Source organism: Streptomyces sp. CG 926 (assembly GCF_003148825.1).
GTDB lineage: Bacteria > Actinomycetota > Actinomycetes > Streptomycetales > Streptomycetaceae > Streptomyces.
Genome location: NZ_QGGZ01000011.1, coordinates 172,722 through 198,262 on the forward strand (window position 1 = coordinate 172,722; position 25,541 = coordinate 198,262).

Consider the following 25,541-nt stretch of genomic DNA (forward strand, 5'->3'; position numbering starts at 1 on the left):
AGTGGAGGGTCCCATGACCGCACCGACCGAAGTCGACGAAGGACCCCGCGTCATCGAGGCGGCCCCCGCACCGGCCCGCTTCGCCCGCGGCTGGCACTGCCTGGGACTCGCCCGCACCTTCCAGGACGGCGCCCCGCACGAGGTCGAGGCCTTCGGGACCCGCCTCGTCGTCTTCCGCGGCGAGGACACGGGCGAACTGCACGTCCTGAACGCCTACTGTCCCCACATGGGCGGCAACCTCGCCCACGGCACCGTCAAGGGCGACACCCTGGCCTGCCCCTTCCACGACTGGCGCTGGTCCGGCAACGGCCGCTGCGCCGCCATCCCCTACGCCCGCCGCGTCCCGCCCCGGGCCCGGACCCGCGCCTGGACCACCCTGGAGCGCAACGGCCAGCTCTACGTCTGGCACGACCCCGAGGGCAACCCGCCCCCCGCCGACGTGACCGTCCCGCACATCGAGGGGGTGGGCAGCCCCGACTGGAGCGACTGGAGCTGGAACTTCCTGCGCGTGGAGAACTCCAACTGCCGCGAGATAGTCGACAACGTCGTGGACATGGCCCACTTCTACTACGTGCACTACGCCTTCCCGCACTACTTCAAGAACGTCTTCGACGGGCACGTCGCCACCCAGTACATGGAATCCACCCCGCGCGGCGACGTCGACCTCGGCACCCTCTCCACCGGCGGCGGCCTGCGCTCCGACGCCTCCTACTACGGCCCCTCGTACATGATCGACAAGCTGTGGAGCGATGTCGGCGGCGGTGTGGAACTCGAATCCGTCCTCATCAACTGCCACTACCCGATCGACGAGAACAGCTTCATGCTCATGTACGGGGCGATCGTCAAGAAGCTCCCCGGCATGACGGACGCCCAGGCCGCCGACGCCGCCCGCCTGACCTCCGAGGGCCTTGCCGTCGGCTTCGAACAGGACGTCGAGATCTGGCAGAGCAAGACGCGCATCGACAACCCCCTCCTCACCGAGGAGGACGGCCCCGTCTACCAACTCCGCCGCTGGTACCAGCAGTTCTACGTGGATGCCGCCGACGTCGAGGACGAGATGGTCCGGCGCTTCGAGTTCGAGATCGACACCACCCGGGCCACCGCCGCCTGGCGGGCCGAGGTCGCCGACAACCTGGCCCGCCGTGCCCAGGCCCAGGCCCAAGAGGCCCAGGCGCAGGAACAGGGCGCCTGATGGGTGCCGGACACCGGCCGGGCACCGGACACCGGACGTCCACCGGATCGCCCGTCACCTGCCGGGAGTGCGGGAACCGGGTGCTCTGCGAGAAGTTCAGCCCCGCCCACACCCAGATCCAGTGGACCGGCGACGCCGCCACGCGCTGCCCGCGCATCGCTGCCCGGGTCGCCGCCGGCGAGCTCAGCGCCCGCGTCCGTTCCTGCCCGCAGCTGCGGGCGAGCATCGAGGACGCCGTCCGGGAGGGCACCCTGGAGGTACCCGCCGATGCCTGACAGTCGGCTCCGGGAACACGACACGGCCGCGCCGCCGGGCGGAGCCACCATCGGGCTGCGGGTCCGGGTCGGGAAACGCGTCCAGGAGACCCCCGACGCGGTCTCCCTCGTCCTGGACGCGGAACTCCCGTACCGCCCGGGCCAGTTCCTCACCGTCCGGATCCCGGGCGGCGCGGCCCGCTGCTACTCCCTGGCGAGCTCCCCGCACACCGGGGAGCCGATGCGGATCACCGTCAAGCGGGTGCCCGGCGGGCTCGGCTCCGGCTGGATCTGCGAGGAGGTGGCCGCGGGGGACGAGCTGGAGGTCCTGCCGCCCGCGGGTACCTTCACCCCGGGCCCCGGCGGCCTGGACCGGGACCTCCTGCTGATGGCGGGCGGCAGCGGGATCACCCCGGTGCTCTCCCTCGCCAAGTCGGCCCTGGCCGCGGGCCGGGGCCGGGTCACCCTGGTGTACGCCAACCGGGACGCCGAGTCGGTGATCTTCCGGGACGAGCTGTGGGGGCTGGCCGAGGCGCATCCGGGGCGGCTGGCCGTCGTGCACTGGCTGGAGAGCCTCCAAGGGCTGCCGACGGCCGCGCTGCTCGGGCCGCTGTTGGCCCCGTACGCGAGCCGCGAGGCCTATCTGTGCGGGCCCGGCCCGTTCATGGACGCCGCCGAGGCGGCGCTGCGCCGGGCCGGGGCCGCGCCGCGCGAGATCCACCGCGAGCGGTACTTCTCGCTGGGCGCGGACGTCTTCGCGGCCGGCGAACCGGGTCCCGCCGCCCCACGCCCCGGCGCCCCACGCCCCGCCGAACCGGGTCCCGACGAGCCCGCCACGGAGCGGGCCATCGCGGAAGTACAGCTCGACGGGACCGTGCACACCGTGCCCTGGGCGGCCGGTACCCCACTGCTCGACGCCCTGCTCGCCGCCGGACTCCCGGCTCCGTACTCCTGCCGGGAGGGCGCCTGCAGCGCCTGCTGCTGCCGGATCGTCGAGGGGGAGGTGGAGATGGCGCGCAACGAGGTCCTGGACGAGGTGGACCTCGCCGAGGGCTACATCCTGGCCTGCCAGGCGCTGCGGCTCGGCGCCGACCGGGTGCGCATCACCTACGAGGGCTGAAAACCGCGTGACACGGAAGCGGGCCCGGCCCCCTGGCGAGGGGTCGGGCCCGAGTCTTCATCGGTGCGATGGTCTATGACTACCCGCTACATCCACTCGCTGAACCGCAACCAGCCCATCATGTTGTCCATTTCCTGTTCCGAGACCGCCGGCCGCGGGTCCTCGGGCCGTGCGGCCGCCGGCCGGCCGACCCGTCCGGCGCGCCCCGGACCGTAGAGCTCGCGCCACACGGCCCGCGCGCAGGCCAGTACGGCCGGTCCCAGCCGGACCAGTTCGCGCTCCGCTCGGCAGGAGGACACCGAGATCGCGGCCACGGCCCGGCCCGCGCCGCGCAGGGGAGCCGCCACGCAGTTGATGCCGCGGAAACTCTCCTCCCGGTCGTGGGCCACCCCGCGCTCGCGGACGGCGGCCAGTTCCGCGCGCAGTGCGTTCGGCCTGGTCAGCGTCCGGGCCGTGCGCGGCCGCAGCCCCTGCGCGAGGACGTGTTCCAGCGCGCCCGGTTCACCGAAGGCGAGCATCGCCTTGCCGGCCGCTGTGCAGTACGCGGGCATCCGGCCGCCGACCCGCGAGGGCACGGTGGTGGCCTCCGAGCCGCCGATCCGCTCCAGCCAGACCACCTCCGCGCCGTCCAGCACCGACAGGTGCACCGGTTGCCCGGTCTGCTCGTGCAGGGCGTGCAACAGGGGGAGGGCGGCCCGGCGCAGCCGGTTGTGGTGGGAGGCCAGCGCGCCGAGTTCCAGCATGCGCATGCCCATCCGGTAGTCCCGGCCCTCACGGTCCAGCCAGCGCAACCGCACCAACTGGTCGAGGATCCGGTGCGCGGAGGAGCGCGGGATGCCCGAGCGGCGCACGACCTCGGTGAGCGACAGACGTGGCTGCGGACCTTCGAAGGCGCCCAGCACCAACGCGGCCTTCTCCAGCAACGACAGCGGTGCGAGCTCGGTCTCCATGACCTGGTCGAGCACGAGGAACCCCCTGCGTGAGGCGTTGGGGCGACCCTGCCACGGGCGTCCGGGCGGAGGGAAGGCACGGGAAGCACATATTTTAATCAGTAATACTCCGGGTAGCTCGACCGGACCGGATCGAGGACCCGGACCAGGGCCCCGACCGCCTTCCCACTCAGCGGGAACGACGCGTTCCACGCCCCCGAGCCCCCGACGTACGTTCACCGCACCTCGAATCCGCCGACCCCGAGAAAGGGACACCATGAGCGACGAAGACGTCCTCGACGCAGTCCGCGCCCTCGCACCGGCCCTGCGCGAGCGGGCCGCCGAGGCGGAGGACCGGCGCAAGGTCCCCGAGGCGAGCATCAAGGAGCTGGCGGACACCGGATTCTTCCGCCTCCTCCAGCCCAGAGCGTACGGCGGACACGCCGCGAACCCCACGCTCTTCTACACGGCCGTCAAGGAGATCGCCCGGGCCTGCGGCTCCACCGGCTGGGTCGCCTCCGTCGTCGGCGTCCACCCCTGGCACGTCGCGCTCTTCGACCCCCGCGCCCAGCAGGAGGTCTGGGGCCAGGACCCGGACACCCGCATCTGCTCCTCCTACGCCCCCACCGGCAAGGTCACCCAAGTCGACGCCGGCTTCACCCTCAGCGGCCGCTGGCACTTCTCCTCCGGCTGCGACCACACCGACTGGGCCCTGCTCGGCGGGCTCGTCACCGACCCCGAGGGCCGGCCCGTGGACATGCGGACCTTCCTCGTCCCGCGCGCCGACCTGCGCATCGACGAGGTCTGGGACACCGTAGGCCTGCGCGGCTCCGGCTCCAACGACATCACCCTCGACGAGGTGTTCGTCCCCGAGCACCGCGCCCTGAGCTTCGGCCCCGTCACCGCCCTCCAGGTGCCCGGCCACGCGGTCAACCCCGAGCCGCTCTACCGGCTCCCGTACGCCTCCGTCTTCACCACCACCATCTCGACCCCCATCGTCGGGATCGCCGAGGGTGCCTACGAGGGCTACGTCGAGGCCACCCGCCACCGACTGCGCGTCTCCTACGGCCAACAGGTCGCCGAGGACCCCTTCGCCCAGGTCCGCATCGCCCGCGCCGCGGGCGACATCGACGCCTCCTGGCTCCAACTCCGCCGCAACATCGACGAGCTCTACGCCCTCGCCGAACGCGGCGCCGAACTCCCCACGACCCTGCGCACCCGGGTCCGCCGCGACCAGGTCCTCGCCACCGAACGCTGCGTCGCGGCCGTCGACCTCCTCATGGAGAACGCCGGCGGCAGCGCCATGCGCACCGGCCCCGACCGCGTCCAGCGAGCCTGGCGCGACGTCCACACCGGGCGCGGCCACGCCGCCAACGACCCCGAACGAGCACTGGTCCTCTTCGGCCAGGGTGCGCTCGGCCTCGACATCCAGGACACGATGTTGTGATGATCACTTACGAGAGCACCTCACGCACGGCCAAGGCCGCGGACCTGCGCCTCCACTTCCACGAGGCGGGCCCGGACCACCCCGACGCCCCCGTCCTCATCCTGCTCCACGGCGGCGGCCCCGGCGCCTGCGCCTGGTCCAACTTCGGCCCCAACCTGCCGTTCTTCGCCGAGCGGTTCCGCACCCTGCTCGTCGACCAGCCCTGCTACGGCCGTTCCGACAAGCCCGAACCCGACCGCGACTACTTCAGCTTCAGCGCCGCCGCGATCGCCGCCCTCATGGACGAACTCGGCATCGAAAAGGCCCACTTCATCGGCAACTCCCTCGGCGGCGGCACCGCCGTCCGGATGTCCCTGAACCACCCGGCCAAGGTCGACAAGCTGCTGCTCATGGGCCCCGGCGGAATCTCGGTCAACCTCTTCTCGGCCGACCCCACCGAAGGCATCCGGCGCCTCTTCGCCTTCGCCGCCGACCCCGAACCCACCCGCGAGCAGATGCGCGCCTTCCTCACGACACTCGTCCACGACCCCGCGCTCGTCACCGACGAACTCGTCGAGGAGCGCTACACCCGGGCCATCGACCCGGACGCCCGGCTCGGCAACGCCCGCATGGGCGCCTCCTTCGCCAACCCGGCCTGGCAGCAGGACACCCTGCTCTGGCGCGAGGCCCACCGCATCGGCCACCCGACCCTGCTCACCTGGGGCCGTGAGGACCGCGTCAACCCCCTCGACGGGGCACTGCTCGCCCTCAAGGCCATCCCCGACGCCCGCCTGCACGTCTTCCCGCACTGCGGCCACTGGGCGCAGACCGAGGCCTTCGACGACTTCAACCGCCTCGCCGCGGACTTCTTCACCCACTGAACCCCGCCTGTGAACCCCGCCTCCGGGGAGCCCTCCCGCACCGAGCGCGGGGCTCCCCGGAGCTCCTCCAGAACTGAGGACACCCATGGCACCGGACATCCGCGCACTCGGCTACCTCCGCATCGAGACCGCCGACCTGCCCGCCTGGCGCACGTACGTCCTGGACATCCTCGGCATGACCGTGGCCGAGGGCAGCACGGACACCTGCCTGAACGTGCGCATCGACGACCGCATGCACCGCTTCCAGTTCGTCTCCGGCAGCCAGGACCGGCTGCTCGCCGCCGGCTTCGAGGTCGCCGGCGCCAAGGCCCTGGCGGAGGTGGCCGCCGCACTGGAGGCCGCCGGACACCCCGCCGGGCCCGGCGACGCCGCCACCCTCGCCGACCGGCGCGTCCAGGGCCTGATCCACTGCGAGGACCCCAGCGGCAATCCGCTGGAGATCTACTGGGGCCAGGCCCAGGACCACAGCCCGCTCGCCGCCCCGTACGGGAACCGCTTCGTGACCGCCACCCCTGCCGGCGAGGGCCTCGGCCTCGGCCACGTCGTCCTGCCCGCCCCCGACACCGAGGCCACCCTCGACTTCTACGAGAACGTCCTCGGCTTCCAGCCGCGCGACTCGATGCGCCTGCCCCCGGTGGCCGTACCCACCGGCCGGCCCGGCCAGGACTCCTACCGGATGCACTTCCTCAGCCCCAACCGCCGTCACCACAGCCTCGGCCTCTACCCGGGCGCGCTGCCACCCGGCATCGTCCACTTCATGGTCGAACTGGAGACCCTCGACGACGTCGGCCACTGCCTGGACCGGATGGACCGGGCGGGCATCCCCATCGCCTCCACCCTCGGCCGGCACTCCAACGACCGCATGGTCTCCTTCTACGCGCAGGCCCCCGGCGGTTTCCAGGTCGAGTACGGCTGGGACGGGCTCGTCGTCGACCCCGCCACCTGGACCACGAAGGAGATCACCGCGGACAGCTTCTGGGGCCACCGGTGGAACGGCTGACCGCGACCGCCGGGACGACGGGGACCGCGGGGCCCACGGACACCGCGGGGACCTCCGTGGACCCGGCCGCTCTCCGGGAGGTCCTCGGCACCTTCGCCTCCGGCATCACCGTCGTCGCGGCCGCCGGCGCCGACGGCCGCCCGGCGGGCCTGGCCTGCCAGTCCTTCGCCTCCCTCTCCCTGGACCCGCCGCTGGTCATGCTCTGCGTCGGCCGGTCCTCCGCCAGCTGGCCCGCCGTACGCGAGGTGGGCGGCCGGTTCGGGGTCAGCATCCTCGCCGAGGAGCAACGCGCGGTGTGCGAGGCCCTCGGGCGGCCGGGCCCGCGGCAGGGCGCGGAGAAGTTCGACGGGGTGCCGTGGGAGCCGTCGCCGGGCGGCGCCGTCCACATCCGCGGAGCGCTCGCCACCCTCGACTGCGCCCTCGACACCGTCCACGAGGCCGGGGACCACTACCTGGTCACCGCCCGGGTCCTGGCCCTGGCCGCCCGCGACGAGGGATCGCCCCTGCTGTACTTCCGCAGCGCCTACGCCACCGGAGCCTTCGAGTGACCGTGCCCGTACCCGTGACCGTACCCGTACCTGTGACCAGTGACCGTGACCTCACCTACGACGTGGTGGTCGTCGGCTCCGGCGCCGCCGGACTCGCCGCCGCCGTCACCGCCCGCCTGCGCGGCCTGACCGTCCTGGTGGTCGAGAAGACCGACAAGTACGGCGGCTCCACCGCCCTGTCCGGCGGCGCGATATGGGTCCCCGGCAACCTCCACCTCGACCGCGCCGGCCTCGCCGACACCTACGACAAGGCCCGCGCCTACCTCGACGCCACCGTCGGCGACCGGGTCCCGGCCGCCCGCAAGGACGCGTACCTCGCCCACGGGCCGCGCATGGTCGAGGAGTTCCACGAACGCACCGAGATCCGCTTCATGTACACCCCCGGCTATCCGGACTACTTCCCCGAGGCCCAGGGCGGCATGGCGCAGGGCCGCTCGATCGAACCGTGCATCGTGGACCTGAAGCGGCTGGGGAAGGCGGGCCGCACCATGCGCCGGGCGGGCCTGCCCACGTACGGACTGACCATGACCTCCTACGACTTCCGCTTCCTGAACATGGTCGGCCGGACCTGGGCGGGCCGCAGGACCTCGCTCAAGGTCGGGGCGCGGGCGGTCGGGGCACTGGTCACCGGTCGCACGCTGCTCTCCCTCGGCGAGGCGCTGATCGCCCGGATGCGGCTCTCGCTGGACCGGCTCGGCGGGGACCTGTGGCTGTCGGCCCCGCTGACCGGGCTGGTCACGGACGCGGCGGGCCGGGTCACGGGCGTACGGATCACCCGGGCCGGCCGAGAGGTGACCGTGGCCGCCCGGGGCGGGGTGGTGCTGGCCTCGGGCGGTTTCTCGCACGACCAGGCCCTGCGCGAGAAGCACCTGCCGCACCCCACGTCCACGGCCTGGACGCACGCCTCGGAAGGGCAGACCGGCGACGCCCTGCGGTGCGGCGAGGAACTGGGCGCCGCCACCGACCTGCTGGACCGGGTGTGGGGCGCGCCCTCGGTGTGCCCGCCGGGGGAGAGGCCGTTCTTCCTCGTCGCCGACCGGGGCATCCCGGGGATGGTCATCGTCGACGGGGCGGGCGAGCGGTACGCCGACGAGGCCCTGCCCTACCACGCGTTCGTGGACCGGATGTACGCCGCCGACCGGCCCGAGGCGCGGACCGTACCGTCCTGGCTGATCCTCGACGCCCGCTCCAAGGCCCGGTACCTCTTCGCCGGGCTCTTCCCCGGACAGCCCTTCCCGAAGCGGTGGTCGGAGAGCGGCTTCCTGAAGAAGGCGGACACGGTGGAGGAGTTGGCCCGGTTGATCGGGGCGCCCGGCCTGCCCGCCGCGATCGACCGGTTCAACGGGCACGCCGACCGGGGCGTGGACGAGGACTTCGGGCGCGGGAACAGCGTCTACGACCGCTACTACGGCGACCCGACCCTGGCGAACCCGAACCTCGCGCCGATCGACAAGGGCCCCTTCTACGCGGTCCCCGTGCACCCGGGGGACATCGGCACCAAGGGCGGCCTGGTCACGGACGGGGACGGCCGGGTGCTCCGCGAGGACGGCGGGCCGATCCCCGGCCTCTACGCCTCCGGCAACTGCTCGGCGGCGGTGATGGGGGAGACCTACCCCGGCCCGGGCGCGACCATCGGCCCGGCCATGGCCTTCAGCTGGGCGGCGGTCAACGCCATCGCCGCCGGGCTCGGCTGAGCGCTACGGGGGCGCCGGGGCGGCGCGGGCGTCGGGGCGGCGGGCTCGCACCGCCCGCCGCCCCCGCGTCACCGCTGCCGGGTCAGGAGAGCTTGCCGTTGTAGTCCGGCAGCTTGACGGTGCGCTCCGCGTGACCGCCGACGAGGTCGGTCGGGCTGTTGCCGATGTTGGCGATGATCGTGTAGCCGCGCGCCTCGATCTCCGCCCGCTTGCCCGTCTTGTAGGCGCTGACCTCGTCGAACAGGTCGGGCAGGTCACGGACGTAGAGCCCCGAGACCGGGTAGCCCACGGCCTTGAGGTTGTGCTCGGTGAGCGAGTGGATGATCCCCGGGCGGGCGGTGACGAAGAAGATCGCGACACCCCGCGCGCTCGCGTACTGGGTCAGCGCGCGGACCTTGCTGATCGCGGGCGTCGGGAAGGTCCAGAACCAGTGGAAGTCCGTCTCCAGCGAGGTGTTGTCGATGTCCAGGACGAGGGCGGGCTTCTCCCCGGCGGGCGAGGCGGCGATGCGCGCCTCGATGGCGGGCCGGGCCGCGTCGATCACGGCGGCGACGTCCCGCTGCCAGGTGGCGTAGTCGATGCCGAGGATCGCGGCGTTGCCGCCGGGCGCGGAGGCGGCCGGGGCGGCCGACGGCGCGGACACGGGCGCCGGCGCCGGGACGGGCGCCGCCTGGGCGACGGCGGCCGGAACCAGCGTCAGGACGGCGGCCGCCGCGGCGACGCCGACGGCGGCGGTACGGGGCATACGGGTGCGGCGGGTGCTGCGCATGGGGGGCGCTCCTCGGTCACGGGATTGGCATGTACGTGACCAGAGTTGGCGAGAACCGACCCCCTGTCTACTGGCCGGTAGGAAACTTTTCGTGGCCGCGTGATGAATGGATCTACGTCGTGCAGTCGAGGACGGTGCGACACAACCCGCACCGGGCCCGCAACCGCCCGCCCACCGGCACCCGCAACCGCTGCGCGCACACCGGACACGGGAAGCTCACCCGCAACCCGGCGCCACTCCCGTCCCGTTCGAAGCGGTAGGCGGAGCCGTCGGCACCCGCACCCGCCCCGACACCCACCTCCGCCCCGGCATCCGTACCCGCTCCGGCGCGCCGCGCCTTCGCGTACCGCCGCCGCGCCAGTGGCCCGGCGGCCGTCAGTGGGGCCCGGCGGTGGTCGCGCTCGGCCTGCGCGCGCCCGCGCACGTAGGCCTCGTACGCCTGGGGGCTGGTGAACCAGGTGGCCGGATCCTCGCCGAACAGGGCGGCCCGCTTGGCCAGGACGTAGCCGAACTCCTCCGGCGTGAGGTAGCCGAACCGCTGGTGGGTCAGCGCGTCCTCGCGGTAGGCGTCCAGGAGCAGCCAGCCCGCCCCCAGGTACGTGGCGGCGGTGTCGGTGAGGATCTCGTTCTCGGTGGTCCCCGGGAAGCGCAGGTCCAGGCGGTGCAGCAGGACGTGGGTCACCTCGTGCGCGAGGGCGGCCGCCAGGTCCCGGCGGTGGGTGCGGAAGCGGTCGTTGACCTCGACGAAGTACTCCGGACCCGCGGCGAGCTCCACGGTGGCGGCCTGCTCCATCTCCCGGAAGGAGACCACCATGCGCGCGTCGGGCAGCCGTAGCGCCCGCACCGTCGCGGCGGCCACCCGCTGCGCGCCCAGGTGGAGGTCGTCGCCCGCGTCGAAGGCGGCGTCCGCGGGGGCGAAGCTCGTGTCGTAGGCGCGGATCCCGTCGGCCGACAGCCGACGGAAGAGCGCGGTGATCGAGGCGCGCACGATCGCCAGATGCGGAAATCCGTGCTCGACGGGTCCGTTCCGCCCCCGGTTCTGCGTCATCGAGCCCTCCTTACCGCAATCCCTGTCGCTGGGGCGGGAGTTGGCCGAAATTGCCTTCTTGATGTCTGCCACACGCCTGTTGTGTCATGGACCCGTCATTCACCCGATGACGCGCACGCACAGCCCAACCCCCCACGAAAGGCAGTGTGTTGACTGTGACCACCCTTGTGCAGTTGATGAAGCGCACCCTCGCCGTCGGCGCCGTCGCCCTCGCCGCCGTCAGCCTCCAGCCCGGCACCGCCACCGCCGGCCCGGCACCCGTCGTCGGCGGCACCCGCGCCGCCCAGGGCGAGTTCCCCTTCATGGTGCGCCTCTCCATGGGCTGCGGCGGCGCCCTCTACACCCAGCAGATCGTCCTCACCGCCGCCCACTGTGTGAGCGGCTCCGGCAACAACACCTCCATCACCGCCACCGCCGGAGTCGTCGACCTCAACAGCTCCAGCGCCATCAAGGTCAAGTCCACCAAGGTCCTCCAGGCCCCCGGCTACAACGGCAAGGGCAAGGACTGGGCCCTCATCAAGCTCGCCAAGCCCATCAACCTGCCCACCCTCAAGATCGCCGACACCAAGGCCTTCGACAGCGGCACCTTCACCGTCGCCGGCTGGGGCGCCACCCGTGAAGGCGGCGGCCAGCAGCGCTACCTGATGAAGGCCACCGTCCCGTTCGTCTCCGACGCCAGTTGCAAGGCCGCGTACGGCAACGACCTCGTCCCGAGCGACGAGATCTGCGCCGGCCTGCCCCAGGGCGGCGTCGACACCTGCCAGGGCGACTCCGGCGGCCCCATGTTCCGCCGCGACAACAACAACGCCTGGATCCAGGTCGGCATAGTCAGCTGGGGCGAAGGCTGCGCCCGGCCGAACTACCCCGGCGTCTACACCGAGGTCTCCACCTTCGCCGCCGCGATCAAGAGCGCCGCGGCCGGCATGTAGCCCCCACCGCCCGGCCCCCTCGCCCTTCCGGCCCCCCACGCAGCGGCCGGAAGGGCGAGGCCGCGTGTGGTGCGGTTGCGGGCCGACCCGCGCCCCGGTCCCCTGGGGAACGACCGGTGGCGGCAGCGGGCGTGCGTGGGCCAGGTGGCGCATGACGACCGGAGTGGTCATCGCGGACGACCAGGAGATGGTCAGGATCCTCGACAACGTGCCGGACACCGAGGTCGTCGCCGTCGCCGAGCACCGGCCGGACGTCCTGCTCCTCGACGGCCTCGAAGTCACCCGGCACCTGTCCGGCACGCCCGACCCGCCGCGCATCGTCATCGTCACCACCTTCGACCTCGACGAGTACGTCCACACGGCGCTCCACGGCGGAGCGTGCGCCTTCCCCCTGAAGGACGCCGGCCCGGCCCTGCTGGTTGAAGCGGTCCGCGCGGCAACCGTCGGCGACTCCCTCGTCCCACCCGCCATCACGGTCCACCTGCTCCGCGAACCGGCCCCGCATCCAGCCGCGCCGGTGTTCCCGCCGGGCTCCGGTCCGGCCCCGAATCCAGCCTCGCCGGCATTCACGGCGGGCTCCGGTCGTGCCCCGATCCCAGCCGCGCCGGTGTTCCCGCCGGGCTCCGGTCCGGCCCCTGATCCAGCCTCGCCGGCGTTTGAGGCGCGGGGTCCGGGGCGGAGCCCCGGGAAGCTTCGGCGCAGCCGGCCCACCCGAGGGCGGCCCGCTCGTCACGGCCACCCCGCCGCTCCGACCGGCCTAGCCCAGCGCGATGGCCCGTAGCGCCGCCAGATGCCGCTGGTAGACCGCCCGGCCTTCGGTGGTCAGCGAGAGCCAGGTGCGCGGACGCCGCCCGACCCGGCCCTTGCGGACCTCCACCCAGCCCGCCTCCTCCAGTGCCGCGACCTGCTTGGACAGCACCGAGTCCGACACCTCGACCAGGTCCCGTACGAAACCGAACTCGGCCTTGTCCAGCGGAGCCAACGCCGCCACCACCGACAGCCGCACCGGCGCGTTGAGCAACGGCGCCAGATCGTGCCGCGGATGCCCGCCCCGCTTCGGCTCCGCCCCGCCGTCCACGGTCGGCTCGTCCGTCATGCCGCACCTCGCGTCTCGGTCCACGCGCCGACGGCCGGCGCCGCCGCACACGCCACCGCGGCCACCGCCGCGAAGGCCACGCCGTGGCCGAACACCGAGGTGCCCAGCGTGATCGCCAGGGCGAACACCACCGCCCAGGACCCGATCGTCACCCCGTGCTTCACACCGAACCCCCGCCGTATCACGCGCTGCCGCGCCGCGTACACGCTCAGCCCGCTCACCAGCAGCGCGTTGGTCACCCCGAACACCACTCCCGAGACCGGACCCCGCCACAGCACGGCCATCGGTACGAGCACCAGCTGCCCGGCCGCGAACGCCCACAGGTAGCGCGCGTACCAGCCACTGCGCTGCCGCGCCACCCGCTCCAGAGCGACCGCCCGGCCCAACGCCCCGACCGCCTTCGCCGTCTCCTCCATGGTTCCCCCTCGCTCGCACACGGATGATCGTTCCCCGTCGATTTCCACTATGGCGAGTACTTTCCAATCCGGCAAGTAGATGGCGGGCGTCTCACAGGCCGACTGCCCGAGGAAGTGACGGCCGCCGCCACGTATTCTCGGGAACCATGAACATCAGCGACCTCGACAACGGCACCGGCACGGGCGCGGGCGACGACGCCGCGGGCATCGACGAGAGCGTCACCGCCGAACTCGCCCGCCTGCGCGACAGCATCGACAACATCGACGCCGCCGTCGTCCACATGCTCGCCGAACGCTTCAAGTGCACCCAGCAGGTCGGCCACCTCAAGGCCAGGCACCAGCTGCCCCCCGCCGACCCGAGCCGCGAAGCCAGCCAGATCGCCCGCCTGCGCCAGCTCGCCGAGAACGCCAAACTCGACCCCGCCTTCGCCGAGAAGCTCCTCAACTTCATCATCGCCGAGGTCATCCGCCACCACGAGACGATCGCCGCGGGCGAAGAGTAAAGGTCCGGGGTCCGGCCGCCCTCTGGGGCAGCATGGGCCCCATGTCCGCACTGACGCGCAACGAAGCGCAGCTCCGAGCCCAGCTCCTCGACGTCCAGCACTACGCCGTCACCCTCGACCTCACCGGCGACGACGAAACGTTCGACTCCATCACCGTCGTCCGGTTCACGGCCCGCACCGCCGCAGACACCTTCATCGAGCTGAAGCCCGTCGAGCTGCGCTCCGTCACCCTCGACGGCAACCCCCTCGACCCGGCCTCCCTCGCCGACGACCGCCTCCCCCTCACCGGCCTCACCGAAGGCCCCCACGAGCTGCGCCTCGACACCCGGATGCGCTACTCCCGCACCGGCGAGGGCCTGCACCGCTTCACCGACCCCGCCGACGGACAGACGTACGTCTACAGCCAGATGTTCCTGGACGACGTCCAGCGGGTCTTCCCGGCCTTCGACCAGCCCGACCTCAAGGCCGTCTTCGAATTCACCGTCACCGCCCCCGCCCACTGGACCGTCCTCGCCAACGGCATCACCACCCGCATCGCCGCCGCCCCCGACGGCAGCGGCGCCGCCATCTGGCAGTCCGCCCCCACCCCCCTCATCTCCACCTACCTCGCCGCCGTCGCCGCCGGCCCCTGGCACAGCATCCGCACCGAACACGCCGGACTGCCCTTCGGCATCCACTGCCGCCAGTCCCTCGCACCCCACATGGACGTCGACGCCGAGGAAATCCTCTCCGTCACCAAGGCCTGCTTCGACCGGTACCAGGAGAAGTTCACCGAGCCCTACCCTTTCGACTCCTACGACCAGGCCTTCGTACCCGAGTTCAACGCCGGCGCCATGGAGAACCCCGGACTGGTCACCTTCCGCGACGAGTTCATCTTCCGCTCCGCCGTCACCGACACCGAACGCCAGTCCCGCGCCATGGTCATCGCCCACGAGATGGCCCACATGTGGTTCGGCGACCTCGTCACCCTCGCCTGGTTCGACGACATCTGGCTCAACGAATCCTTCGCCGAATACATGGGCTACCAGACCCTCACCGAAGCCACCCGCTTCACCGACACCTGGACCGACTTCGGCGTCACCCGCAAGCCCTGGGGCTACGACGCCGACCAGCGCCCCTCCACCCACCCCGTCGCCCCCACCCCCGAGGACGTCCCCGACACCGCCTCCGCCCTCCTCAACTTCGACGGCATCTCCTACGCCAAGGGCGCCTCCGCCCTCCGCCAACTCGTCGCCTGGCTCGGCGAGAAGGACTTCCTGGCCGGGATCAACACCCACTTCGCCCGCCACAAGTTCGCCAACGCCTCCCTCGCCGACTTCATCGACTCCCTCGCCGCCCACACCGAACGCGACGTCCGCGCCTGGGCCGACATCTGGCTGCGCACCACCGGCATCGACACCCTCACCCCCCGCATCGAGGAGTCCGAGGGCCGCCCCGACACCCCCGCCGGCTGGACCCTCGCCGTCGACCGCCGCGGCAGCCGCCCCCACCACATCGCCGTCGGCGTCTACGACCGCGACCCCGCCGACGACCGCTTCCTCGAACTGCGCGAGCTCCTCGACCTCGACGTCCCCTCCGACGAGATCATCTCGGTGACCGGAGCCCGCCCCGCCCTCCTCGTCCTCAACGACGTCGACCTCACCTACGCCAAGGTCCGGCTCGACGACACCTCCCTCGACACCGTCCGGCGCGCCCTCTCCGGCATCCCCGACGCCCTCACCCGCGCCGTCGTCTGGAACGCCCTGCGCGACATGGTCCGCGACGGCGAACTCGACCCGCACGACTACCTGACCACCGCCTCCGCACACCTGCCCGAGGAGGACGACCTGGCCATCGTCCAAGGCGTCCTCGCCTTCGCCCGCACCCAGGTCGCCGTCCGCTACCTCGCCCCCGAACAGCAGTCCGCCGCACTCGCCACCCTCACCACCATCGCCCGCGACCTGCTCCGACGCACCGAGGACGGCTCCGAACCCGGCATGCGGCTGACCGCCGTACGCACCCTCGTCGACAGCGCCACCCAGCCCGACACCATCGCCGCCTGGCTCACCGACGACACCGTCCCCGGCGGCCCCGCCCTCGACCCCGAACTGCGCTGGCGCATCCTCGGCCGCCTCGCCGTCCTCGGCGCCGTCGGCGAGGACGAGATCGACGCCGCCCTGGCCTCCGACACCAGCGCCACCGGCCAGGAAGGCGCCGCCCGCTGCCGCGCCGCCCTCCCCACCCCCGAGGCCAAGGCCGCCGCCTGGGACCGCCTCTTCCACGACGACAGCCTGTCCAACTACCTCTTCAGCGCCACCGCCCAGGGCTTCTGGCAGCCCGAACAGGCCGAACTGCTCGCGCCGTACGTCACCCGCTACTACCCGGAGGCCGTCGCACTCGGCGCCCGCCGCGGCCCGGCCATCGGCGAAGCCGCCGGCCGCTGGGCGTTCCCCGCGTACGCGATCGACGAGTCCAACCTCCAGGCCGGCCACACCTGCCTCCAGGACCCGGACATCCTCCCGCTCCTGCGCCGCAAACTGGTCGACCAGCTCGACGACCTGTCCCGCGCCCTCAAGGTCCGGACGGCCCGGGAGAACTGACAGGGAGCCGCGAAATCCAGGGTGGGTAAGCCAAGGCCGGGGACGGGGACGGGGTGGGGTGTCGTTCGGGACGTAAAACGTGATTTGTTGGCGCGACAACGGCCCGTACACGGCGCCACCGCCAAGGCGCCATAAATCATGCAGTCCCGAACGACACCCCGCCCCGGCCCCGGCCCCGGCCACCACCCCGGCCCCGCCCGGCCCCGGTCCCGCCCGGCCCCGGCCGCGGCCGCCGCCCGGCCCTGACCGTCACCCCGGCCGCGGCCGCCGCCCGGCCCCGGCTGTCACCCCGGCCGTGGCCCCCGCCCCGGCCACCGCGGCCCCGGGCCCGGCTTCGACCACCGCCCCGGCGCCGCCGTGCCCGTTCCGGCCCCGCCGGTGTTCGAGGCGCGACTCCGACGGAGCCCTGTCGGTCGACCGGCCGACTCCGGACAAACCCCGGCGGTTACCCCATTCGGGTCTGATCGTTGTACCAGCCGGGCATGCCGCCCCACCCCGCCCGCACCGCACCGCCACACCCGCACCGCACCACCCCCCGCCCGCACCACCCCCACCGCCCGCGCCCGGCCGACCCGGCCACCCGGCCGACCAGGCCACCCCGGCCACCCCGCCGACCCGGCCACCCGGCCCCGGAGGACCCCGATGACCGCGCCGCCCGGCAACCGCGCACACGCGACACCCCCGCTCGCCGGAGGCCCCACCGGCGCCACCGCCCTGCGCCCCCTCCTCGACACCGTCCTCGACGCCCTCACCACCGGCGCCGAAGCACGCAACGGCCCCCTCCCCGCCGGCGGCCCCGCCGCCGTCACCGCCCGCGTCCACACCGCACTCGGCGACGCCGGCGTACTCCCCGCCCACGGCACCGGCGCCCACGAAGCCCTCCGCACCCTCGTGCACACCCTCGCCGCAGGCGCCGCCGACCCCGCCGACCCGCTCTGCGCCGCCCACCTGCACTGCCCCCCGCTCGCCGTCGCGGCCGCCGCCGACCTCGCCGCCGCCGCCCTGAACCCCTCCCTCGACTCCTGGGACCAGGCCCCCGCCGCCTCCGTCCTCGAAGCCCTCCTCACCCGCACCCTCGCCGCCGAGTTCTACGACACCCCCCACGCCGACGCCCTCGTCACCACCGGCGGCACCGAAGCCAACCAACTCGCCGTGCTCCTCGCCCGCGAACGCCACGGCCCCGCCCTCACCGTCCCCCACGGAGCCAACGCCCACCACTCCGTCCCCCGCGCCGCCTGGCTCCTCGGCCTGCCCCCGGCCACCGAGACCCCCCCCCCCGCCGGCGTACTCGACCCCGCCCGCCTCGCCGAGGCCCTCGCCGGCACCCTCGGCACCCCCGGCACCACCCCCGGCCCCACCCTCGTCACCGCCACCGCCGGCACCACCGACGCAGGCCTCATCGACCCGATCCACCGCATCGCCGACCTCTGCGACCGCTACGGCGCCGACCTCCACGTCGACGCCGCGTACGGCGGCCTCCTCGCCCTCAGCCCCCGCCACCGCGACAAACTCGCCGGACTCGGCCGCGCCCACTCGATCACCGTCGACCTGCACAAACTCGGCTGGCAGCCCGTCGCCGCAGGCCTCCTCGCCGTCCCCGACACCGCCCTCCTAGCACCCCTCGCCCACCAGGCCGACTACCTCAACGCCACCGACGACACCGAAGCCGGCCTGCCCGACCTCCTCGGCCGCTCCCTGCGCACCACCCGCCGCCCCGACGCCCTCAAGATCGCCACCACCCTCCGGGCCCTCGGCCGCGACGGCCTCGCCGCACTCATCGACCGCACCATCGACACCGCACACCACCTCGCCCGACTCCTCGACGCCCACCCCGGCTTCGAACTCCACGCACCCCCCACCCTCACCACCGTCCTCTTCCGGCCCACCCACGCCGACGACGACCAGCTCGCCACCCTGCGACGCACCCTCCTGCACCAAGGCCGCGCCGTCCTCGGCCGCACCCACGCCGACGGCCGCCTGTGGCTCAAAGCCACCCTGCTCAACCCGCACACCACAGCGGGGGACCTGGACCAGCTCATCTCCCTCCTGGAAGGCAGCACCCACCGATGACCGCCCAGCTCGACGCCCCCTACGACCTCGTCGGAATCGGGATCGGCCCCTTCAACCTGTCCCTCGCCGCCCTCGCCGAGGGCCTGCCCCGACAAGGCGCCGGCGAACTCGCCACCGCCTTCTACGACCAGCGCCGCGACTTCCGCTGGCACCCCGGACTCCTCATCGAAGGCGCCACCCTCCAGGTCCCCTTCCTCGCCGACCTCGTCACCCTCGCCGACCCGGCCAGCCCCTGGAGCTTCCTCAGCTACCTCAAGCACAAGGAACGGCTCTTCCCCTTCTACTTCGCCGAGCAGTTCCACATCCACCGCGCCGAGTACGACGCCTACTGCCGCTGGGTCGCCGGCCGCGTCCCCGGACTCCACTTTGGCCACCAGGTCGACGCCGTCCGCTGGAACCCCGAACGCGACCTCTTCGAAGTCGACTTCACCCAACTCGACGCCTCCGGCGAAGCCGAAGCCCTCGGCCGCACCTACACCCGCAACCTCGCCCTCGGCATCGGCACCGCCCCCTACGTCCCCGAACCCCTGCGCCCCCTCGCCGACGCCCCCACCGTCCCCGTCATCCACTCCGCCGACTACCTCGACAACCGCGCGCGCATCCTCGGCGCCGAACACGTCACCGTCATCGGATCGGGCCAGTCCGGCGCCGAGGTCTTCCTCGACCTCCTGCGCGCCCGCCCCGTAGGCCACGAACGCCTCACCTGGCTCGCCCGCACCCCCTCCTTCGCCCCCATGGAGTACTCGAAGCTCGGCCTCGAACACTTCACCCCCGACTACACCCGCTACTTCCACTCCCTGCCCGAACCCGTACGCGACCAGCTCGTCCCCGCCCAATGGCAACTCCACAAGGGCATCGACGCCGACACCATCGCCGCCATCCACGCGGAGCTCTACCGCCGCACGCTCCACGGAGGCTGGCCCGACACCGTCCTCACCCCCGGAGTCAGCGTCCGCACCGCCGGCCGCGTCGCCACCACCAAGGTCGAACTCCACCTCGAACACACCGAGCAGGGCACCCGCTCCCGTCTGACCACCGACGCCGTCGTCCTCGCCACCGGCTACCAGGAACGCCCCCTCGGCAGCCTCCTCGCAGGCCTCGACCCCTACCTGCGCAAGGACTCCTCCGGCCGCCCCCGCATCGACGACCGCTACCGGATGATCCTCGACCCCACCGTCAGCGGCAGCATCTTCGTCCAGAACGGCGAACGCCACACCCACGGCGTCGGCGCCCCCGACCTCGGCCTCGCCGCCTGGCGCAGCGCCGCCATCCTCAACACCCTCACCGGCAAGGAGCCCTACCCCCAGCCGGACCGCACCGCCTTCACCACCTTCGGCCTCGAACAGCGCGAACACACCCGCCCCCGTCCCGCCGGCGAACTCCGCCCCCTCGTCGACCACCCCTGAGCCCCCAGAGGCCGTGCCGACCGGTGACCGAACCCCCGGACCGAACCCCCGGACCCGTCGCGCCGTCCCACGCACCGAGGAGGCGGGAACGTTCCCGATACAACTATCCGCACCGGTCGAACGTCTCTTCTGTCGAAGAAACGTTTCCAGGGGGTTTTGTCTGTGAAGTTTTCCCGGATCGCCGCAGCGGTGACCACCGCCGCCCTTGCTCCGGCCGTTCTCATGGCGTCACCGGCGTTCGCCGCCGGACCCGACGCCCCGGCCACCGGCACCCAGCCGGCACCGACCGCGCCCGACCAGGCCGTCCCGGACCCGACCGCGCCCGACCAGGCCGAAGAGGACCGCAAGACCATCCTCGCGATCATCGCCCACCCGATGGCCAGCGAGTTCATGAAGGAAGCCGGCCGCAAGGCCATCGCCGACGGCCCCAAGGCCATGCGCAAGTTCATCGAGGTCGACCAGCACAACATCCGCATGGACGACTACCGCATCGCGATCCTCCGCCTCCTCCCGGACGCCGGACCCGGCCTGAAGGAGGGCGTCAACAAGGTCCTCACCCACGGCAACACCATCGAGAAGCTGCGCCACTTCTACGACGTCACCCAGCACGAGCTGCGCGACGACGACAACAAGGTCGAGATCTCCCGGCTGATCGGCACCGGCGGCACCGGCGTCAAGGAAGCCGGGAAGAAGGCCCTCAAGGGCACCCCGGCCGACCGCACGGAATTCCTCAAGACCGGCCGCCACCTCGCCCAGGCCCAGGACGACCTGGTCGAGCTGGCCCGCATCGACGAAGGCTGGGACGGCCCCATCCTCAGCGCGGCCATCAGCAAGCTGATGAACGGATCGCCCACCCCGGCCGAACTGCGCCACTTCCTGGAAGTGACCCAGTACGAGCTGCGCGACCAGGACAACCGCGTCGCCATCGCCAAGATCATCGACGGGGCCGGTCCGGAACTCCTCAAGGCGGGCCGCGCCGCACTCGCCGGCACCCCCGCCGACCGGACCGAGTTCCTCAAGACGGGACAGCACGAGGCCCGCGCCAAGGACCAGGCCGCCAAGGACAAGGAGAAGCCCGCCCCCGGCAAGGGCGGCGACACCAAGGACAACAACACCGGCACCGGCACTGCGACCACCGGCACCGGCACCGGCAACACCACCGTCACCGCACAGGGCAACAACGGCGCCCCCCTCGCCACCACCGGCGCCGGCGACCACACCACCCTGATCGCCGGCGGCGCGGGCACCGCGCTCGTCGCCGGCGCAGGACTGCTGCTCGCCGCCCGGATGCGCCGCGCCGGCGCGGAAGGCTGAGCGGACCCGCACCACACAAGGGTGGCCGGCCGCAGCACACCGCGACCGGCCACCTCGCCCGGGAGGAACCCCGGACCCGGGCTCACCCGAGCAAGATCCGAAAGAGACGGCCTAGAACACCGCGACCCCGGCCCGCGTCAGACGCCAGTCCACCGCCGCGAACTGCGCCGGGTCGATCGTCCCCTTCGCCTTCACCCACTGGATGATCGTGTTACGGATCTCGTCCGAGTTCGCCCACAGCTGCTTGGCCTGCGGAACATGCGGGAAGTTCCCGCCACCCGACGCCCGGTAGTTGTTCACCGCCAACACGAACTGCGCCGCCGGATCCACCGGCTTCCCCTGGAACGACAACCCCGTGATCCGCGAACCCGCCGGCTGCGCGATGTCGATGTCGTACGCCAGCCCGTACACCGCGTCGTAGTTGTAGTCCGGAATGCTCTCCGCGTTCGTCAGCTTCGCCGGATCCACCACATCACCCGGCGCCGTCCGCACGAAATACCGCGCCGAGTACTCCAGGTAGTCCTTCACCTGCGCACCCGTCAGCAGCCTTGCCTCCATCGTGTTCTCGAACGGATACAGACCCGCCGCGTCCTTGATCGTCACCTGACCCGCCGGGATCGCCGCCGTACGCGAGAAGCACGACGCCTGCGACAGCACCGGCAGCGCCGCCCACTGGGAACCGGCCAGCGCCCCCTTCACCGTCTCCGCCTGCACATGGTTGATCAGGTCGATGATCGCGACGTCCTTGAACGCCCCCTCCGCCGACGACATCGCCTGCGTCGACGTACCGATCACCTGATTCACGTACGCCACGACCTTGCGGTGCTCGTCCGACAGCAGCCGCGTGATCTTCTTGTCCTCCGCGACCGTGTTCGAGTTCAGCACCTTCGCCGCGACCTTCGCCACCGACCAGCGGCCCTTCTCCCACGTCAGCTCGAAATCGAACAGCGTCAGCCGCTGACCCCACTTGAGCGGCTCCGACAGCACTACGTCCTTGCCGGTCGCCTTGTTCTTCACCCGGTACTCCGGGATCTCCGTGTGCGCGTGACCCACCAGGATCGCGTCGATCCCCGACACCTGCTCCGCCACCAACGCCGCCGCGTTCTCGATGTACGGCAACTGGTCCCCGTACGAGGACGTACCGCTCGAACCGGAGTGCGCCGAGACGATCACCACGTCCGCGCCCATCGACCGCAGCTTCGGCACGTACTTCGCCGCCTGCTCCTCCAGCCCCGGGAACGTCATCTTCCCCTGCACGTTCGCCTTGTCCCAGATCGCGATACCCGGGTTCGTCAGCCCCAGCACCGCCACCTTCACATCACGCCCGCACGGGGTCCGCAGCTTGTGCATGCTGTACGGCGCGAACGCCGGCCGCAGCGTCCGCGCATCCAGCGCGTTCGCCCCCAGCAGCGGGAAATCGCACTGCTCCTCGAACTTCCGCAGCACCGGTATGCCGTAATTGAACTCGTGGTTCCCCAGCGCCGCCGCGTCATAACCGATCGCGTTCATCGCCTGCGCCATCGGGTGCACCGGACCACGCCGCGCGGTGATCGGATCCACCTTCGCGTAGTAGTACGACAACTGCGTGCCCTGGATCGTGTCACCCGCGTCGATCAGCAGCGTGTTACGCCGCCCCTTCTCCGCCCGCACCTGCTCCACCAGCGTGGAGATCTTCGCCAGACCGACATCGTTGTGCGCCTTGTCGTCGAACTCCTTGTCCGTGAAGTAGTCCCAGTTGAAGACATTCCCGTGCAAGTCGGTCGTACCCATCACCGTGAACGCGTACGTCCTCGCCCCCGCACCGGACCCCTTCACATCCTGCACAGCCGCCACGGCCGGGGAGCTCGTGGCCCCCGCCAACGCCACAGCGGCACCCGTAGCAGCCGAAGTGCCCAGAAAAGTCCTACGGTCGAACGCCATGCCATCTCCCTTTTGAGGCGTGAACAACGCGCGTAGATTCTGACCCAGCAGCAACAAGCCGCAACACCCCCGACAGGTTTCGATCCGGTGACCACACCCGAACGAGCGACAGTGCGACAGTGAAACCATGACCCAGGACGCATCGCACCAGCCCTACGGAACCCCCGAAGTACCCCGCGTAGCAGTCCGCGGCGAAGCCCGCATCGAAGTCGACCCCGAGATCGCCCGCATCGGAATCACCGTCAGCGCCCGCGGCACCGACCGCCGCACCGCACTCGAAGACCTCACCCGCCGCAACAACACCGTCCTCGACCTCATCAAGAGCTACGGCGACCCCGTCGAAAAACTCGAAACCGGCGCCCTCTCCATCACCCCCGAACTCACCCGCCACGGCCGCGCCGAACGCGTCCGCGCCTACCACGGCCGCGTCCACATCACCGCCGAACTCAGCGACTTCACCACCCTCGGCGAACTCACCACCCGCCTCGCCGACCTCGAACTCACCGAGGTCGACGGCCCCTGGTGGGCCCTGCGCCCCACCTCGCCCGCCCACGGCCAGGCCCGCCGCCAAGCCGTCCTCGAAGCGGTCCAGCGCGCCCGCGAATACGCCGAAGCCCTCGGCGCGAACCTCGCCGCCCTCGTCGAACTCGCCGACCTCGGCGCCGAGAACGCCGCCCCCTTCAACCCCGCCCCCGGCGGCGGCATGCGCACCATGGCCTTCAGCGCCACCGAGGACGCCGGCCCCCCGCCCCTCGACCTCGAACCCCAGCGCCAGACCGTCTACGCACAGGTGAACGCCCGCTTCACCATGACCCCTCCGCAACTCTGAAGAACCCACAAATTGCCGCCCCGGGGGTGCTCATCAGAGCACCCCCACGCACATTCAACAGTTGTCAACAAGCTTTTGCTCAAAGGTTGTTGAGTGGACACCCGGAAGCGATTTCCTACCCGCAGGTAGGGGAATACGCTCGCCTCATGCGCCGAGCGAAAATCGTATGTACCCTGGGCCCCGCCACCGACTCATACGACCAGATCAAAGCCCTGGTCGAAGCCGGAATGGACATCGCCCGCCTCAACCTCAGCCACGGCACCACCGCCGAACACGAGGAGCGCTACCAGCGCGTACGCAAGGCCTCCGACGAGACCGGCCGCAGCGTCGGCATCCTCGCCGACCTTCAAGGCCCGAAGATCCGCCTCGGCCGCTTCCGCGAAGGACCCGTACTCCTTGAACGCGGCGACGAATTCACCATCACCGTCGAGGACCACGAAGGCGACCGCCACACCTGCGGCACCACCTACAAAGGCCTCGCCACCGACGTCACCACCGGCGAACTCATCCTCGTCGACGACGGCCGCGTCACCCTCGAAGTCACCTCGGTCGACGGCCCCCGCGTCCACACCCGCGTCGTCGAAGGCGGCATGGTCTCCGACCACAAAGGCCTCAACCTCCCCGGCGTAGCCGTCTCCGTCCCCGCCCTCTCCGAAAAAGACATCGAAGACCTCCGCTGGGCCCTGCGCACCGGCGCCGACGTCATCGCCCTCTCCTTCGTCCGCAGCGGCCGCGACATCGAAGACGTCCACCGCATCATGGACGAGGAAGGCCGACGCCTCCCCGTCATCGCCAAGGTCGAAAAGCCTCAAGCCGTCGAGAACATCGACGACATCGTCGCCGCCTTCGACGGCATCATGGTCGCCCGCGGCGACCTCGGCGTCGAAATGCCCCTCGAACAAGTCCCCATCGTCCAAAAGCGCGCCGTCAAACTCGCCAAGCGCAACGCCAAACCCGTCATCGTCGCGACCCAGATGCTCGACTCGATGATCGACAACTCCCGCCCCACCCGCGCCGAAGCCAGCGACGTCGCCAACGCCATCATCGACGGCACCGACGCCGTCATGCTCTCCGGCGAAACCAGCGTCGGCAAATACCCCATCGAAACCGTCCGCACCATGTCCCGCATCGTCGAAGCCGCCGAAGAAGACATCCTCGCCAAGGGCCTCCCCCCACTCACCGACCGCAACAAGCCCCGCACCCAAGGCGGAGCCGTCGCCCGCGCAGCCGCCGAAATGGGCGACTTCCTCGACGCCAAATTCCTCGTCGCCTTCACCCAGAGCGGCGACACCGTCCGCCGACTCTCCCGCTACCGCTCACCCATCCCCCTCCTCGCCTTCACCCCCGACCAGGCCACCCGCTCCCAGCTCAACCTCACCTGGGGCGTCGAAACCTTCCTCGGCCCCCACGTCGACTCCACCGACGCCATGGTCGCCCAGGTCGAAGAAGAACTCCTGCGCATCGGCCGCTGCGTACCCGGCGACATCGTCGTCATCACCGCCGGCTCACCCCCCGGCGTCACCGGATCCACCAACCTCGTCCGCATCCACCACATCGGCGACGCGGTCCGCTGACGCACGCGACACACGCGACACAAACGACGCACGCGACACACCGC

Annotated in this window: 23 protein-coding genes; 17 read left to right on the forward strand and 6 right to left on the reverse strand. The window is 71.8% G+C overall.

Going from position 1 to position 25,541, the window contains the following annotated elements; translation table 11 throughout:
• Positions 1 to 13 precede the first annotated feature (13 nt).
• The 3 genes from BCL76_RS27865 to BCL76_RS27875 are packed head-to-tail and all read left to right on the forward strand — an operon-like array spanning position 14 to position 2,566.
• On the forward strand, positions 14 to 1,192 hold the full coding sequence (locus BCL76_RS27865) for a Rieske 2Fe-2S domain-containing protein (protein WP_109782147.1): 1,179 nt from the start codon (positions 14 to 16) through the stop codon (positions 1,190 to 1,192).
• Positions 1,192 to 1,467 carry a hypothetical protein gene (locus BCL76_RS27870; RefSeq protein ID WP_109782148.1) on the forward strand — a complete coding sequence of 92 codons (276 nt, stop codon included), beginning with the start codon at positions 1,192 to 1,194 and terminating at the stop codon, positions 1,465 to 1,467. The genes BCL76_RS27865 and BCL76_RS27870 overlap by 1 nt, the downstream gene beginning before the upstream one ends.
• Positions 1,460 to 2,566 (forward strand): ferredoxin--NADP reductase, encoded by a 1,107-nt coding sequence (locus BCL76_RS27875; protein WP_109782149.1) that lies wholly within the window; start codon positions 1,460 to 1,462, stop codon positions 2,564 to 2,566. Before BCL76_RS27870 ends, BCL76_RS27875 begins: the two co-directional genes overlap by 8 nt.
• A gap of 86 nt (positions 2,567 to 2,652) precedes the next feature.
• On the opposite strand, the gene BCL76_RS27880 is transcribed toward BCL76_RS27875, so the two are convergent.
• Entirely contained in the window at positions 2,653 to 3,531 is an 879-nt protein-coding gene (locus tag BCL76_RS27880; protein ID WP_258309935.1) for an IclR family transcriptional regulator, read from the reverse strand.
• A gap of 241 nt (positions 3,532 to 3,772) precedes the next feature.
• Here BCL76_RS27880 and hsaA point away from each other — a divergent pair, with 241 nt between their 5' ends.
• From hsaA to BCL76_RS27905, 5 genes are all read left to right on the forward strand, one after another.
• Positions 3,773 to 4,942: a 3-hydroxy-9,10-secoandrosta-1,3,5(10)-triene-9,17-dione monooxygenase oxygenase subunit gene (gene hsaA / locus BCL76_RS27885; protein WP_109782150.1), complete on the forward strand. Its 1,170-nt coding sequence runs from the start codon at positions 3,773 to 3,775 to the stop codon at positions 4,940 to 4,942.
• Complete coding sequence (gene hsaD / locus BCL76_RS27890) at positions 4,942 to 5,802, forward strand: 4,5:9,10-diseco-3-hydroxy-5,9,17-trioxoandrosta-1(10),2-diene-4-oate hydrolase (RefSeq protein WP_109782151.1); 861 nt, start codon at positions 4,942 to 4,944, stop codon at positions 5,800 to 5,802. Before hsaA ends, hsaD begins: the two co-directional genes overlap by 1 nt.
• An 85-nt stretch (positions 5,803 to 5,887) precedes the next feature.
• Complete coding sequence (locus BCL76_RS27895) at positions 5,888 to 6,802, forward strand: VOC family protein (protein WP_109782152.1); 915 nt, start codon at positions 5,888 to 5,890, stop codon at positions 6,800 to 6,802.
• A complete protein-coding gene (locus tag BCL76_RS27900) occupies positions 6,790 to 7,350 on the forward strand; it encodes a flavin reductase family protein (protein WP_258309936.1) in 561 nt (186 codons plus the stop codon). Before BCL76_RS27895 ends, BCL76_RS27900 begins: the two co-directional genes overlap by 13 nt.
• 32 nt (positions 7,351 to 7,382) lie before the next feature.
• Positions 7,383 to 9,044, forward strand: coding sequence for an FAD-dependent oxidoreductase (locus BCL76_RS27905; protein ID WP_109782305.1), 1,662 nt, complete (start codon positions 7,383 to 7,385; stop codon positions 9,042 to 9,044).
• A gap of 82 nt (positions 9,045 to 9,126) precedes the next feature.
• On the opposite strand, the gene BCL76_RS27910 is transcribed toward BCL76_RS27905, so the two are convergent.
• Both BCL76_RS27910 and BCL76_RS27915 read right to left on the reverse strand, forming a co-directional pair.
• Positions 9,127 to 9,813 (reverse strand): HAD family acid phosphatase, encoded by a 687-nt coding sequence (locus tag BCL76_RS27910; RefSeq protein ID WP_258309937.1) that lies wholly within the window; start codon positions 9,811 to 9,813, stop codon positions 9,127 to 9,129.
• A gap of 112 nt (positions 9,814 to 9,925) precedes the next feature.
• Complete coding sequence (locus BCL76_RS27915) at positions 9,926 to 10,861, reverse strand: hypothetical protein (protein WP_109782153.1); 936 nt, start codon at positions 10,859 to 10,861, stop codon at positions 9,926 to 9,928.
• Positions 10,862 to 11,037: 176 nt separating this feature from the next.
• Here BCL76_RS27915 and BCL76_RS27920 point away from each other — a divergent pair, with 176 nt between their 5' ends.
• Together BCL76_RS27920 and BCL76_RS39995 are read left to right on the forward strand one after the other, a co-directional pair.
• The gene (locus BCL76_RS27920) at positions 11,038 to 11,790 is read left to right on the forward strand and encodes a serine protease (RefSeq protein ID WP_375137974.1); all 753 of its coding nucleotides are present in this window, start codon (positions 11,038 to 11,040) and stop codon (positions 11,788 to 11,790) included.
• 151 nt (positions 11,791 to 11,941) lie between these two features.
• On the forward strand, positions 11,942 to 12,571 hold the full coding sequence (locus BCL76_RS39995) for a response regulator (RefSeq protein ID WP_258309938.1): 630 nt from the start codon (positions 11,942 to 11,944) through the stop codon (positions 12,569 to 12,571).
• Here BCL76_RS39995 and BCL76_RS27930 read toward each other — a convergent pair.
• Together BCL76_RS27930 and BCL76_RS27935 are read right to left on the reverse strand one after the other, a co-directional pair.
• A complete protein-coding gene (locus tag BCL76_RS27930) occupies positions 12,548 to 12,886 on the reverse strand; it encodes a winged helix-turn-helix domain-containing protein (RefSeq protein ID WP_109782155.1) in 339 nt (112 codons plus the stop codon). The genes BCL76_RS39995 and BCL76_RS27930 overlap by 24 nt on opposite strands.
• On the reverse strand, positions 12,883 to 13,302 hold the full coding sequence (locus BCL76_RS27935; RefSeq protein ID WP_109782156.1) for a hypothetical protein: 420 nt from the start codon (positions 13,300 to 13,302) through the stop codon (positions 12,883 to 12,885). Before BCL76_RS27935 ends, BCL76_RS27930 begins: the two co-directional genes overlap by 4 nt.
• Before the next feature lie 146 nt (positions 13,303 to 13,448).
• Between BCL76_RS27935 and BCL76_RS27940 the strand changes: the two genes are divergently transcribed.
• The 5 genes from BCL76_RS27940 (at position 13,449) to BCL76_RS27960 (ending at position 21,174) form a co-directional block, all read left to right on the forward strand.
• The gene (locus BCL76_RS27940; RefSeq protein WP_109782157.1) at positions 13,449 to 13,805 is read left to right on the forward strand and encodes a chorismate mutase; all 357 of its coding nucleotides are present in this window, start codon (positions 13,449 to 13,451) and stop codon (positions 13,803 to 13,805) included.
• Positions 13,806 to 13,846: 41 nt separating this feature from the next.
• Entirely contained in the window at positions 13,847 to 16,384 is a 2,538-nt protein-coding gene (pepN, locus tag BCL76_RS27945) for an aminopeptidase N (protein ID WP_109782307.1), read from the forward strand.
• Between the two features lie 642 nt (positions 16,385 to 17,026).
• A complete protein-coding gene (locus BCL76_RS27950; protein WP_109782158.1) occupies positions 17,027 to 18,454 on the forward strand; it encodes a pyridoxal phosphate-dependent decarboxylase family protein in 1,428 nt (475 codons plus the stop codon).
• Positions 18,451 to 19,860 (forward strand): lysine N(6)-hydroxylase/L-ornithine N(5)-oxygenase family protein, encoded by a 1,410-nt coding sequence (locus BCL76_RS27955; protein ID WP_109782159.1) that lies wholly within the window; start codon positions 18,451 to 18,453, stop codon positions 19,858 to 19,860. Before BCL76_RS27950 ends, BCL76_RS27955 begins: the two co-directional genes overlap by 4 nt.
• A 162-nt stretch (positions 19,861 to 20,022) precedes the next feature.
• Positions 20,023 to 21,174, forward strand: a complete 1,152-nt coding sequence (locus BCL76_RS27960; RefSeq protein WP_146228436.1) for an ALF repeat-containing protein — start codon at positions 20,023 to 20,025, stop codon at positions 21,172 to 21,174.
• A 111-nt stretch (positions 21,175 to 21,285) separates the two neighbouring features.
• On the opposite strand, the gene BCL76_RS27965 is transcribed toward BCL76_RS27960, so the two are convergent.
• Positions 21,286 to 23,094 (reverse strand): bifunctional metallophosphatase/5'-nucleotidase, encoded by a 1,809-nt coding sequence (locus tag BCL76_RS27965; RefSeq protein ID WP_109782161.1) that lies wholly within the window; start codon positions 23,092 to 23,094, stop codon positions 21,286 to 21,288.
• Between the two features lie 127 nt (positions 23,095 to 23,221).
• On the opposite strand from BCL76_RS27965, the gene BCL76_RS27970 reads away from it, so the two are divergent.
• Together BCL76_RS27970 and pyk are read left to right on the forward strand one after the other, a co-directional pair.
• On the forward strand, positions 23,222 to 23,923 hold the full coding sequence (locus tag BCL76_RS27970; protein WP_109782162.1) for an SIMPL domain-containing protein: 702 nt from the start codon (positions 23,222 to 23,224) through the stop codon (positions 23,921 to 23,923).
• A 146-nt stretch (positions 23,924 to 24,069) separates the two neighbouring features.
• Complete coding sequence (gene pyk, locus BCL76_RS27975) at positions 24,070 to 25,497, forward strand: pyruvate kinase (RefSeq protein ID WP_109782163.1); 1,428 nt, start codon at positions 24,070 to 24,072, stop codon at positions 25,495 to 25,497.
• Positions 25,498 to 25,541 lie beyond the last annotated feature (44 nt).